This is a genomic window from Sporofaciens sp. St.21A7 (genome assembly GCF_059728535.1).
Genome location: NZ_BAAGFN010000001.1, coordinates 344518 through 357792, shown reverse-complemented (window position 1 = coordinate 357792; position 13275 = coordinate 344518). Strand labels below are relative to the sequence as shown.

The following is a 13275-nucleotide window of genomic DNA, read 5'->3' as shown; positions in this document are numbered from 1 at the left end:
CAATCATTGTATTGTTTGTTCCATTCACAGTCTGTCACTGTCCTAACATCTCTTCATGCAGATTCCGCAGAAATATCCGCTGTGGGATAGCTTCTATTTCTGGCTGACCGGCAACTGTATGATCTATTGAAAGCAATCGGTTCTCACGGGAAAGGATGTATCCCCGACTGCTGATGTTCTCATCGAATATCTATCTCTCCAAAGGGGGCCCTGATTCAGTTAATGTCATTAACTTAAGAAAATTTCGATTATTGTAATAAGTGTTCAGATTAGCTTTCTTGAAAAATCACAAGATTTACGCATAACAAATAAACAAACCAAAAGTCTGCTTTTTGCCAGCTATATTCATTTGAATAATTTTTTATCCTATACGGTATGCGAAACTAACCCATCGTTTCTTTATTACTCGACGCTGATATTGTCGGTGTGGTCTTTGGGGTGATAGTTCTTTCTTAATCAGGCCTTCAACATCTATCGTTACAAATGTCTGGCGCAGATAATGCCTGCATATTTGAATTGCCATTGTGTAGTTTAATTGGTATGTGTACTTACGGTTTCTTTCTTCCAGTATGATATTTGCTGAAATAATTTCACAAAAATTATACAGGATCAGTTTTGCGTAAATTTCCTGACAGATATATTCCACATTTTTAGAGTGAAGATTTGTCAGGCCAATCGTATATTTCAGCTCACGGAAAGAAGTTTCGATTCCCCATCGCATATGATAAAGTTCCTTGATCTTTTCAGGTGGGAATTCTTCTTTATCCAGGTTGCTGGCTATACATTCATAAACTCCATTTTCCAGCTGAAACTGTGTGAGTCTGAGATGAAGTGTATAAAACAAATTCTCAGAATCAAGAAAGTCAAATGGCGATGAATTTGAGAGATATTTATAACCTTTCGTTTTATAAAACTTTTGTTTACGGGTCATAATCAGTTCGATTTCTTCGTCAAATTCACAGGATACCGGCAAGGAAAGGCTTCCAGAAATGCTGCCTTTTTTCGAGGTATCTTTAATCCGGATTAGATAAAAGAGACCACGTTCCTGAATATTTGCAAAAATGTTATAAGTTTCGTATCCACGATCTGCCATAATGATAGTCTTCTGATTTGCAGTCAGCTTTTTAATCATTTCAATCATGGCAGAGGATTCATTTTCTTCATAAGGCTCCTGAATCAGAGCATCGACATATCGCCTGCTTTGGAGGTCATACAAGGCATTAAGATGCAGTTGATTAAAACCAAAAGTTCCTTCTTTACCAGCAAAATACGTGTGTGGATTTAGTGGATCACGAAATATATTCAAGTCAGAACCATCACAGGCAAGTAACTGGTAGCCTTGGTATTTTTTGTTACATAATATCTGCTCATGAAATTTATGAAATAAATATTCCATGGTATCTGGTTTCAATTTGTTCCTTTGTTTTATGAAACCAGAACGGGTTATTTGATTCAGATCATAATTAAAATATTTGTGTAATTCTGAGTTAAGTGAACCACCTTCCATAGTAAGTAGAAAGTTTATTGTCGAGGTAAAGTTCATCTTTCGATTTCTGGTAAAATCATGCCCAGGATTTTTGACGTAATCTTCTATCTGACTGGACATGCTGGAAATGGCAGCGTTGAGTTTGTTGCGGACATAATCAGCGTAAAAGTTCATTAGCAATTCCTCCTAAAATGTATTCATTCAAGGAGGCTTCGCCACATTTTTTCTGACATTTGTCAAGACCTTTTTCTGTTTTATTTTATAAATTTTTTTAAGTTAATGACATTAGTATATTAAGATCTTCCCCATTAAAGTAACTGACAAGAAAGCTCTGGACTATATCACCAATCCAGATAAGACAGATGAAAAAATACTGGTTTCCAGTTTTGGCTGCTCACCGGAAACTGCAGATCTGGAATTTGCTCTCACCAGAGAAAATGCAAAAAAGAATGGAATGGATAAGGGCGATAATCTTGCATTTCACTTAATTCAGTCATTTAAGCCTGGAGAAATTGACGCAGAAACCGCACATCGCCTGGGACAACAATTTGCGGATGAAGTGCTAAAAGGAAAATATGAATACGTGATCAGTACCCATGTTGATAAAGACCACATCCACAATCATATCCTCTTCAACGCCGCCAGCTTCGTCTCCAATCACAAGTATGTTTCCAACAAACGCAGCTATCATAAAATCTGTCGGATCAGCAATCGCATCTGCCAGGAAAACGGACTTGCCACCAGTATGCCAACCGGTGAAAAAGGGAAGAGTTATAAAGAAAATATGGAATACCATCGTGGAACCAGCTGGAAAGTCAAACTACGTGTTTCGATTGATAAGGCAATCTGGTCCTCTATCAATTATGAAGAATTTTTACAGAAAATGCAGTTGGCAGGATATGAAATACGACAGGGAAAAAATTTATCCTTCCGGGCACCTGAACAGAAAAATTTCACCTATATGAAATCTCTCGGAAGCTACTATACAGAAGAAAATGTCCGACTCCGCTTAGAGAAAAATCGTTATAAGACGAAAACTCCGAAGCCTTTGTCCAGAGAAGCTCGCCTGTATATCAATATCTCCACCTATATCACAACAGGCAATCGTGAATGCTTTGAACGCTGGGCAAAACTGAATAATCTAAAAGAAGCTGCAAAGACGTTCAACTATCTCTCCGAAAATAATCTCTTAAACTACGAGGACTTCCAACAGCATATTTCCAATGTTGAAAATTCCATCAAAGCGGCTGATCAGCACATCCAGAAAATCAGCACTGAGCTAACCACGCAGAAAGTCATTCAAAAACATTGTGACTCTTATCGGCTCTGTCGTAAAGTTATCGAAGATGCAAAATCAGCTCCAAATCCCACAGCATACCGGAGCAGACATCAGGCTGAATATCAGCTCCACGATTCGTTAAAAAAAGAGCTTCAGGATTTCGGCATTACCAAAATCCCAAGCTCTGAAAAAATCCAGAAACGAATTGACAATCTTGTATCTGAGAAAGCATCTACTATACGAGAGAAGCAGGAATTGCGGAAAAAGCAACTAACACTGGATATCATTCAGCAAAACTTTTCAGCACTACTCAACACGCAAAATATTGCATTATCCCATCCACTTCACGAAGAAACTTTGTAATCGAATAGGCGGGGATTTTGATTAAATCCCCGCCTATTCGATTATTGAAGAGAAGATGTATCTTTCTACTGTTTGTTAGTCGAACATAATATACTTTACATTGCTTTATGATTACTTACTTTAAATTTTTAGATTTATTTTTCTCTACAAGTAGATGGTTATACCTTAAAAATTGATAAACTTATTTGGAAGCCAGCTAAAATAAAAGTGTGTCTAGACTATATAGGTCGTATTACAGATAATTTATTATCTAATATAAGAAAATATGCAGACCCTTTAATTCCTATAGAAATATCTACGCTATATGTAAATCATTATGTAGGCATAAAAATAGAAAATAAAATTGCTGAGCCTTGCCGATATCATGGTTCTGGAATAGGAACTAAAAACATAAAAGCAATGATGCAACAAATGAATGGTTTATGTGAAATTAAATTTGCTTCTGATTATTACTGTATTATTCTCTATTTTCCAATTGACTTATAGATATATTATAAAATCTGTCAAATAAATATTCATACGAATGCAAGCAATTTCATAATCAAACAGAACTTGAGAGACAACCACATTTTCGATTGTCTATCAAGCTCTGTTTATCTCTTAGTACTTCAGATTATTCATTATTACTCTGCCTTTGACTTTGCTAACATAGCAATATCCCCCACACCATTTAAAACCATAGTTGGACGATACGCATAAGTTTTGAGTGTATCCTTCGTTGAACATCCAGAGAGAACCAATACAGTAGACATACCACTTTCCATTCCTGAAATCACATCTGTATCCATACGATCCCCAACCATTACAGCTTCTGCTGAATGACATCCAAGCATATTCAATCCTGTTCTCATCATCAGTGGATTCGGTTTCCCACAGAAATATGCCTGTGTACCTGTTGCCATTTCTATAGGTGCAATCAATGCACGACAAGCAGGAGCAATGCCGTTCTCAATCGGTCCGGAAACATCTGAGTTTGCTCCGATCAGCTTTGCACCTTTCAGAACTAAATTCGTTGCTTTTGTTAATGTATCCAATGAATAGGAGCGTCCCTCTCCCACAACAACATAATCCGGATTTACATCATTCATTGTGATACCTACATCATAAAGTGCATTTAACAGGCCGGCTTCTCCTATCACAAATGCCGAACAGCCTGCCGCCTGTTCTTTTAAAAATGCGGCTGTTGCCAATGCGCTGGTATAAAAATGTTCTTCTGGCACATCAAGTCCCATCCTTGCCAGTTTCTGATTTAATTCCCGTGGTGTATATCCACTATTATTTGTCAAAAATAAATATTCTTTCTTTTCATCATGCAACCACTGGATGAATTCTGGAACACCTGGCAATATCTGATTGCCATGATAGATCACACCATCCATATCACAGATGAATCCTTTTTTTTCATTAAAATCGATTATGGATTTTATCATGTTCATATGCGCCCTGCCTTTCTTGTTTCTTTAGAATACACCTTACTCTTTTCATAATAGAATAAAACTCTTTTTTCTACAAATATTTTTATATTATATCATCCACACATGAAATCAAATACATAGCACTGTAAAATCAAAGTAAATATTTCGATCAACAGAACCTTTTATGACAACATCTCTTTCACACAAGTACTTCGATAATCACTTGGTGATATTTTATATCTTTCTTTAAATACTCGGTTAAACGTTCTCTGACTTTCAAATCCACTATCCAGACAAATATTTGTAATAGAATCACTCGTATTTTCCAAACGATGGCATGCATAGTTCAGCCTTGCATCGTTAAGATATTGATTAAAGTTTCTATGGAATGTCTTGGAAAAGAGTCTGGATAAAACATATTTGCTCACGCCCAGGTCTTTTGCCATCTCTTCCAACGAAAACTTCTTCTTGAAATTTGCTGATATATAGGAAACTGTCTGGTAAATAAGATCGTTGCTCCCCACACTGCTCTTTTCTACCAAATTTAATTTTCCTATGCAGCGTGCCAACACAATTTGAAGATATGCCTGTGCAACAGTAATATCCGACTGTTCTGTCTCTAAAATCGCATTTATAACCCTATATACCTCCGGTTCAACCTTTTCCGCTTTGATGATCGGGTATTCAGGAGCCATGGATTGCATGATATCTGCAAATTTGGCAATCGTAAATGGCGATGCAATCAGATAAGTCGCTTTATTTACACCGGGTGTCAGTACCTGATAGTGATGAATAACATCTGGAAATACAAAGCCTATATCTCCTTTATCCATATGATATAGTTCCTGTCCGACACCAAGTTCTAATGCTCCACTTGTTACACAAACAATCTCCAATGCATTATGAAGATGTGGTTCAATATGTTTTGACTTCCTATTTATTGCTATGATCTCCTCTTTTGTGTCAACATATTTTAACTGCATGAAATACTCCCCTTTGCAACATTTGTCTATATCTTCTTTCGATTTGGCAAGCAATCCTTTTACACCTATCTTATAATCAACTTGTAAATAAGGAAAGGAGGAATTGCAAATGAGCAACCTAAAAAAATATCTGAATGACCTTTTAGTATTCTACACTGAATATTTTGAGCATCCTTACCATGTATAAATACTAAAAGGACTATTTTGTGAGAACTGAATATTTTCTTAAGGCCATTTCACAAAAATGAAGTGGTCCTTTTTTATTTTCAAAATACAGTTCAATCACTTTATATATAGAAAAAAGCACTGTCTCATCGAGCAATGACCAGACAACGCTTTCTCCTGTCAATTCTAATTTATGTCTGATGCATCTGTTACTTCATCTGCAGCAATTCCTTTTTCTGCTTTCAGTTTTTTATTTGCATCTTCAACATTCATTCTTGAAAGTGCAAACATAATCAATACATCAAAGATTAACGGAAGCCAAAGATACATGAACTGCATCATATCAAGTGCAGACTGTGGCTGAGTTGCATTTGTTCCGACATATCCACTGAGCTCAAGCATCCATCCAACAACAGCGGTTCCAATACCTCCACCGATTTTTACACCAAGAGAAGTACAAGAGTACATCGTTCCATCAATTCTCTTTCCCTGTGTAAGATAAGTGTATTCAGAGCAGGATGCAATAACAGCATTCATATCTCCCTGCCATGGTCCCTGACCTAAGGCTGCAAGAGCTGTAAACGCCATCATCAGCGGAACACTACCCATATATCCGGCAACAACAACAAGTGCTCTACCGATGACTGCTAAGACATAACCTCTTAAGTTCAGTTTATACATGCCTTTCCACTTACCAACTAATGTCGGTGTAAAAATCAGGGCAATGATCAGTGGAATATTTACTGCCCATGCAAATTGTCCAAACAAATTCTTATTTTTCAGTACCCATGTCATGTAATAAATGCCAGCTCCAATCATGGCACCATATAACTGCTGTAAAATATATGTTCCACAAATCATCATGTAATATTTGTTTTTGACAAGAAGCTTGAATGCCTGTACCATTCCATACTTTTCATTATCATTCTTTACTTCTCCTTCATTAAGTTCTTCCTCCGGAAGTTCCTTAACAGAAAGTGCTGAAATCGTATTTACGACCAGACCAATGATTGCATAGATAATAGCAACCGTTCTCCATGCCGCAGCATCTCCACCACATTTATCTACAAATCCAACTGTAATCGCCTGAATCAGAAGACTTGTTGAAAATGCAAAAATAAAACGGTAAGATCCCATCTGTACACGCTCTTTGCTGTTCTTTGTAATCAGTGACGTAAGTGCTGAATAAGCAATATTGTTTGCTGTATAAAACCCACCATTTAACAGTGTATAAGAAATAAAGAACCATGCATATTTAGCCGTTGTTCCCAAACTCACCGGTACTGCAAAGCAGCCGACCAGCGTAATGGCACAACCAATATATCCGTATAGCATCCAGGGTTTCGCTTTTCCCATTTTACTGTGTGTTTTGTCAATCATTGTTCCAAAAAATATATCCGTAAAACCATCAAATAGTTTTGATACGGCAATCAGGGTACCCACGACACCTGCAGCAAGTCCTACCGAGTCCGTCAGATAGACCATCATAAAAGATGTCAGGAACGCATAGACTACATTACCTGCAATATCACCTGATCCGTATCCAATTTTGTTATACCATTTCAAATACTTTTTTTCTTCCATCGAATTTCTTTGCTCCTCATCTTCATCGCACTTAGAATCTCAATATGGCTAACCGTATGATATCTAATTCTGTTTTTTTCTCTGATTTTGTCTGATTGCTCTGTATATCCGGACTTTACATTACAATCAGACTCTCTTTCCTTGTTTACGGGTTACATGAAACTTTATTATCCCTTTACATACGGTATCAGTGTAAACTGAAACCGGAATAATACATCATCAAATCGGTACTGCTCCAATACAACTGGACCACAACTATTAGAACCAATGCCATTTAATGCGTAGTCAACACAGAATACTACACTATCTGATTCTATTAATTCATAATTATGCGTTTTCTTCTCAAGTTCTTCCTGTGTATAATAAGAAGCATTGAATGAAAATGCCTTTTCTGCGGATGCCACAATTCCATATCGGCTGTTGTTAAGCTCTACATATTCACAATCATAATGGCTTCCATTTTCCTGTGGACGGATATAGTCCTCATGTAAATCCCCTACATCTGCCCGGTACAAACCGTGGCTCGCAGCCTGATGTTTATCACAATAACTTTCCTGTGGTCCCATTCCAAAGTATCTTACAGCTGAAAGTTTTTTATCCAGGAACATCCTCACACCAAATCTCGGAAGATCCGGGAATTCATCGTCTTTTGTTACTGCAATATCTGCATCAATCTTTCCAGCAGCTTCTATTTTCCATGTAATCGTCACATCAAGAATCTTCTGTACTGTCTCTGCCACAACGGAAGCATGGCTTGTAATCTTCACACCATGTTTTCCCTGCACAACCTCTGTCGTATAGGATCTTGTGTAAGCCTTATCATAGTGGGCTTTCTTCCATTCAGACTTGATGTACATATCGTTATCTGTTGGAGCTCTCCAAATATTTAATTCCATCGGATGGTTCAAGTATTCCCGCCCTGCGAATTTCATCTCTGTAAAGAGTGCAGTACGTTTGTCTATGGTATAAGCAAATTCACGCCCCTTGATATGAATCTGTGTATCATTTTCATTTACCTGTAATTCAGAGTCCACTACTGTTTTTGGTATCCATTTCTCTGCAAGTTTACATTTTGTATCCTCTTTACTTACCTCAATTTCATCAAATCCAAGAATATGGTCTTCATCCAACAGTGGCAATTCTTTTTTCAGATGGTAAATAAGTTTTAAATAACATTTCCCATTCTCTGGAACATTGATCTTCAGGTTTGTTTTTCCTTCCCCGTGTGGTGCCACAGAAAACTCCGGAAGTATGCCTTTGCTGATCACAAGACCATCCTGTGTCAGCTCATAACTAATCTTCACATAATCTTTCAAGTCATCAAAATCCATGTAGTTATGAAGCACCAGTTCTCCGCTTTCTTTGTTATAGGAAATAACTCTTGCCGGGCGATAAACATTCTTGTATTCGAAAAGTCCTGTATGTACCGTTCTGTCCGGATATACTAATCCATCCATACAGAAGTTGCCATCATGAATTTCTTCGCCATGGTCGCCCCCATAAGCATATATAGTCTTTCCATTCTCAGCAGTTCCATGAGCAATCGCATGGTCACACCATTCCCAGACAAAGCCGCCGCACATTTTATCATTATCCTGAATCATCTGGAAGTAATCTTCAAAATCTCCAGGTCCGTTTCCCATGCTGTGACAGTACTCTACCAAAAGGAAGGGTTTGCTTCCATCTTTATCCAGATATTCCTGAATTTCGGAAAGCGCTGGGTACATCCGGCTGTACACATCCAGATTGCTGTAATCATATGTTTCATCATAATTACGGTATCTTGCACTCTCATATTGTGTGATACGGTCTGGATCAAAATTCTTTGTCCATTCCAGTGCTTTTTCAAAGTTGCAGCCATAAGCACTCTCATTTCCCATTGACCACATAACAATACAGAAACGGTTTTTGTCACGTTCCACCATGAGTTTTACGCGATCAACGATTGCCTCTTCCCATACCGGATCATCTGCAATCTTCTCATTCCATCGTTTGAACCGATTGTAATCAGTGTCTTCTTTTCTGTAGATCATAAATGGACCATGAGCTTCAATATCTGCTTCATCTATTACCATGAATCCATACTTGTCACACATTTCATAGAAAAATGGTGCGTTCGGATAGTGGCTGGAACGGATCGCATTAAAATTATGCTGCTTCATTAACGTAAGATCGGTTGTAATCTGTTCCGGATTGATTGTAAATCCAGTAACCGGATCAGAATCATGTCGATTGACACCACGGAATTTAATCTTCTGTCCATTTAAATAAATAACCTGGTCTTTAATCTCTATCTTTCTTAATGCAATGTGATCTACAATTACTTCATTCTCTGTTTCAAGAATCAGTTTATATAGATATGGATTTTCTGTATTCCAAAGTTCCGGACTTGCGATTTCTAATACAGCTGTTCCTTCTTCAGCAATACTTCCTAGTGCTACAACTGCTCCGTTTCTATCTTCAATCGAAATTTTTACATTTAACGGAGAGTAGAATTTCATTTCAATTTCTACTTTCGCAAGCATATCCTCAATTCTTGTTTTAATATGATAATCACTGATTGCCTGTTTTGGGCGTTTCAAAATGTACACATCCCGGAAAATACCACTCATACGGAATTTGTCCTGATCTTCCAAATAGGAACCATCACACCACTTCATTACCAACACTGCCACCGTATTCGTTCCATCCTGAAGTACATCGGTAACATCAAACTCACTGGTCATATGCGAAACCTGGCTGTATCCTATGTAAGAGCCATTGATCCATACGTAAAAGCAACTGTCTACTCCTTCAAAGTTCAAAAAAGATTTTGGCGCTTTCTCATCTCTACTGTACTCAAAAGTATGTACATAGGCTCCACACGGAATGTCCTGTGGCACATATGGTGGATCAAACGGAAATGGATACCGGATGTTTGTATACTGGTGTGTATCATATCCAGCCATCTGCCATACACTTGGAACCTGAATCTCATCAAAATTTTCTGTATCATAATTCTTCTCAAAGAAAGAATCCTTAATGTCATAGATGCTGTTAAAATACTGGAATTTCCAAGTTCCATTCAATAACTGCATACGATCTGACTCTTCTCTGTGTTCCACCAAGTTATCCATTCTTCTGGATGCCGGAATATAATAGGCTCTGGCTGGCATTGTGTTTTCGTGCAGTACGCTTAGATTTTCATAATAACGTGGTGCGATCATAAATAGCTCTCCTCCAATACATATACTTTTTTGTTTTTTGTTCTTTGTTTTCCTAAAGCAAACCTTATACTTTACTTTTTGTTTACGTTCCTTAGTTATGCTATATATAGCTTATCCTAATTCGCAAAATATGTCTATGAATTGGATTAGACAAAATATGCACTAAATGATACAATGATAAAAAGTACGAAAAGAGGTGCTGTCCTATGCATTTGAACACCGGTTATTTGAACCACTCACATATGGATTTCAAAGACAAAAGTCGTCCGCTGATTGTCGGTAGCTGTGGTACTTACCGTCTTTCCAGACATCCCAAACTTCCGACCTACCGTCCAAGGGGTCGTCTGGATTATCAGATTATATATATCACTGCTGGTTGTGGGCATTTTCATTTTGATAATGTAAATAACGAAACGATTGTTCCAGCCGGCAACATTGTACTGTACAGACCGAAAGAACTTCAGAAATATGAATATTACGGAGAAGATAAGACAGAAGTATACTGGATTCACTTCACAGGAAGCAATGTGAAAAATATCTTACGTCAATATGGGTTTCCGGATAAAGAACGTGTCTTTCAAGTGGGTACATCTAATGAATATGAACAAATTTTCAAACGTATCATTATCGAGCTCCAACGCTGTCAAGATAATTATGAGGAAATGCTTGTCCTTTTGCTACGTCATCTTCTGATTAGTTTCCACCGTGAACTGACAAGAGAGCACATATTAAAAAATGAATATCTTGATCATGAGATGGATAATGCTGTTACCTTTTTCAGTGAAAACTACAATCAAAATATCAATATTGATGATTATGCTGCCTCACGAGGCATGAGTGTCAGCTGGTTTATCCGAAATTTCAAAAAATATACCGGTTCTACACCAATGCAATTCATTGTGGGAATCCGTATCAACAATGCTCAGATGTTACTTGAAACAACAACTTATTCCATCAATGAGATTTCTAAGATTGTCGGATATGATAACCAGCTTTATTTCAGCCGGCTTTTTCACAAGCTGAAAGGATATTCGCCAAGAGAATACCGAAAGCTGAGAAACAAATTCTGAAATCCACAAAGAGGATACCACCGAATTATCAAAACAATGATTTGTAATATCCTCTTCTCACTTTTGCTATTCTTATTTTACAAACTCAGCCGAATAATAATACATATACTCATTATCTGTATCTATGTATTCTCCTGTAATGTCCTGTATCGGCAACGAACTCACTCCTTGTTCGCCATAGATCAGTGCTGCCAATCCTTGCTCTGTTCCGTACTCTATCGTGCTTTTGTTCTCTATAGAGGTCGCAGATCTTCCATAATATTCTCTGTTTGCAACACCTTCCAAGATTGGCGTTTCTGTCATATATTTTGAATATTCATCTGCTGCAATAAGCTTTGCAGTAAAATTATCAAAATCCGGAGTGATGACAATCAATCCATTTTTTGCAGATTTCACGTCCTCATAGGAAAGTTCCAAAACTCGTTTATGAGAAACTCGTTTTCCAGAATGATATTCTGACAAGTAAACGTATAATGCTTGCCTAATATTTCTGTAAATTCCTCTGTGTCACATGACTCAAACATACACAAGATCATCTCCATTGTTGTTTCCAAAACTAAACGATCCATTTTCATTTGCGTCAGCTCTTCCATTGTTTTCATGGCAGTCATAAGTGCATCGCTTGTCATATGTTCTGTATTGATTCTTCCTTCTGAATCAATCAATCCTATTGCAAATAATTCTAAAAAGTATTTTCTCATAAATCTTGTCCTCCTATCGAAATGGCATTTCGTGTTCAAGTTCTTCTGGTATATCAAATGGGATCTTTCTCTTCTCTACTGGTTGAAATCCGTCAGATTCTTCTTTTTTTGTTTTGGCTTCTGCAAACTCCACATTATCCATAATGACTTCGGGATAATAGGATGCAGTTCCAGTCTGTTCATCTTTGATCTGAGAGATTACTAACTCTCCGGAAAGAGCAATCTTAATTCCTTTTTCAAGATATTTCTCCACAAATTCTGCATTATTTCCATAAGCTGTGATCATCACTACAAATGCTTTGCTGGTGCGATTTCTTTTTACTACCAATGGAAACCTGGATACTTTGGTTTGTCCCTTTTGCGTAGATGCCAGCTTAGTTTCTGGATCTCTGGCAAGTCTACCTATTAAAACAATCGTGTTCATTCTTCTTGTCCTCCTTATACATTCAGCATTATTTTTACGCTGTATCTACAGTATAAGGTTTAAGTAATTATCCGAGAAGTTTTTTGAAAACCACCGATAAACTGCGCTTTTCAGGATATTTCTTTGATAATGAAACTTCTCGGATAATGCTTTTTATTTCAGTTCTGACATAAAGAGTTATACCGAAAAGTGCCTTATCCCGATATTTACGAAAGAGTCTCCAAATACAAGCTGTTCTAAAGAATATTTCGGGATAATATTTATTCATCTGTCTTGAAGTGCTATACAAAAAATTCGGGATAATATTTTTTTAGTTCGCATATATTTATCACATTTTGACGATTTTGATTGCCAGATTCTCATTTAGCTATAAAAATAAAAATTTTGTTCTTGTAGATTGAAACAAGAAAAATCTTATCCCGAATTTTTGTAGGCTAGTTACCGTCTGTAAGAAAAAATCTTATCCCGAGTTTTTGAATGGCGAGTCTCGATTTTCAAGGACATCTGAAGAAAATTCGGTATAATCTACTTTTCGGTATAACTCTTGTTATCCCGAATTCGGGATAAAAAAAGCATTATCCGAGAAGTTTCATTATCAA

General features: G+C 37.1%; 10 protein-coding genes. 2 read left to right on the top strand and 8 right to left on the bottom strand.

Annotated features, from left to right (window positions below; translation table 11 throughout):
- Positions 1 to 361: 361 nt before the first annotated feature.
- Complete coding sequence (locus tag AC6I3O_RS01730; protein WP_004074345.1) at positions 362 to 1660, bottom strand: IS4 family transposase; 1299 nt, start codon at positions 1658 to 1660, stop codon at positions 362 to 364.
- Between the two features lie 118 nt (positions 1661 to 1778).
- Between AC6I3O_RS01730 and AC6I3O_RS01725 the strand changes: the two genes are divergently transcribed.
- Positions 1779 to 3128 carry a relaxase/mobilization nuclease domain-containing protein gene (locus tag AC6I3O_RS01725; RefSeq protein ID WP_044935816.1) on the top strand — a complete coding sequence of 450 codons (1350 nt, stop codon included), beginning with the start codon at positions 1779 to 1781 and terminating at the stop codon, positions 3126 to 3128.
- A gap of 623 nt (positions 3129 to 3751) precedes the next feature.
- Here the strand turns inward: AC6I3O_RS01725 and AC6I3O_RS01720 are convergent.
- The 4 genes from AC6I3O_RS01720 to AC6I3O_RS01705 all read right to left on the bottom strand — a co-directional run bounded on the left by AC6I3O_RS01720 (position 3752) and on the right by AC6I3O_RS01705 (position 10481).
- Positions 3752 to 4564: an HAD-IIA family hydrolase gene (locus tag AC6I3O_RS01720; RefSeq protein WP_004074351.1), complete on the bottom strand. Its 813-nt coding sequence runs from the start codon at positions 4562 to 4564 to the stop codon at positions 3752 to 3754.
- Between the two features lie 161 nt (positions 4565 to 4725).
- Positions 4726 to 5526, bottom strand: coding sequence for a helix-turn-helix transcriptional regulator (locus AC6I3O_RS01715; protein ID WP_004074353.1), 801 nt, complete (start codon positions 5524 to 5526; stop codon positions 4726 to 4728).
- A 351-nt stretch (positions 5527 to 5877) separates the two neighbouring features.
- The gene (locus tag AC6I3O_RS01710; RefSeq protein ID WP_004074355.1) at positions 5878 to 7275 is read right to left on the bottom strand and encodes an MFS transporter; all 1398 of its coding nucleotides are present in this window, start codon (positions 7273 to 7275) and stop codon (positions 5878 to 5880) included.
- A 167-nt stretch (positions 7276 to 7442) separates the two neighbouring features.
- A complete protein-coding gene (locus tag AC6I3O_RS01705) occupies positions 7443 to 10481 on the bottom strand; it encodes a glycoside hydrolase family 2 TIM barrel-domain containing protein (RefSeq protein ID WP_016219905.1) in 3039 nt (1012 codons plus the stop codon).
- Positions 10482 to 10687: 206 nt separating this feature from the next.
- On the opposite strand from AC6I3O_RS01705, the gene AC6I3O_RS01700 reads away from it, so the two are divergent.
- Positions 10688 to 11551 (top strand): AraC family transcriptional regulator, encoded by an 864-nt coding sequence (locus AC6I3O_RS01700; protein ID WP_004074364.1) that lies wholly within the window; start codon positions 10688 to 10690, stop codon positions 11549 to 11551.
- 72 nt (positions 11552 to 11623) lie between these two features.
- On the opposite strand, the gene AC6I3O_RS01695 is transcribed toward AC6I3O_RS01700, so the two are convergent.
- The 3 genes from AC6I3O_RS01695 to AC6I3O_RS01685 are packed head-to-tail and all read right to left on the bottom strand — an operon-like array spanning position 11624 to position 12676.
- Positions 11624 to 11947: a hypothetical protein gene (locus AC6I3O_RS01695; protein WP_016219904.1), complete on the bottom strand. Its 324-nt coding sequence runs from the start codon at positions 11945 to 11947 to the stop codon at positions 11624 to 11626.
- The gene (locus AC6I3O_RS01690; protein WP_004074366.1) at positions 11944 to 12252 is read right to left on the bottom strand and encodes a hypothetical protein; all 309 of its coding nucleotides are present in this window, start codon (positions 12250 to 12252) and stop codon (positions 11944 to 11946) included. Before AC6I3O_RS01690 ends, AC6I3O_RS01695 begins: the two co-directional genes overlap by 4 nt.
- A 13-nt stretch (positions 12253 to 12265) precedes the next feature.
- A complete protein-coding gene (locus tag AC6I3O_RS01685; protein WP_004074368.1) occupies positions 12266 to 12676 on the bottom strand; it encodes a single-stranded DNA-binding protein in 411 nt (136 codons plus the stop codon).
- Positions 12677 to 13275: the final 599 nt, after the last annotated feature.

Excerpts from the sequence above, each read along its gene's own strand:
- AC6I3O_RS01715 (WP_004074353.1), bottom strand. The coding sequence starts at position 5,526 with ATGCAGTTAAAATATGTTGACACAAAAGAGGAGATCATAGCAATAAAT.
- AC6I3O_RS01700 (WP_004074364.1), top strand. The coding sequence starts at position 10,688 with ATGCATTTGAACACCGGTTATTTGAACCACTCACATATGGATTTCAAA.
- AC6I3O_RS01685 (WP_004074368.1), bottom strand. The coding sequence starts at position 12,676 with ATGAACACGATTGTTTTAATAGGTAGACTTGCCAGAGATCCAGAAACT.
- AC6I3O_RS01720 (WP_004074351.1), bottom strand. The coding sequence starts at position 4,564 with ATGAACATGATAAAATCCATAATCGATTTTAATGAAAAAAAAGGATTC.
- AC6I3O_RS01690 (WP_004074366.1), bottom strand. The coding sequence starts at position 12,252 with ATGAGAAAATACTTTTTAGAATTATTTGCAATAGGATTGATTGATTCA.
- AC6I3O_RS01730 (WP_004074345.1), bottom strand. The coding sequence starts at position 1,660 with ATGAACTTTTACGCTGATTATGTCCGCAACAAACTCAACGCTGCCATT.
- AC6I3O_RS01705 (WP_016219905.1), bottom strand. The coding sequence starts at position 10,481 with ATGATCGCACCACGTTATTATGAAAATCTAAGCGTACTGCACGAAAAC.
- AC6I3O_RS01710 (WP_004074355.1), bottom strand. The coding sequence starts at position 7,275 with ATGGAAGAAAAAAAGTATTTGAAATGGTATAACAAAATTGGATACGGA.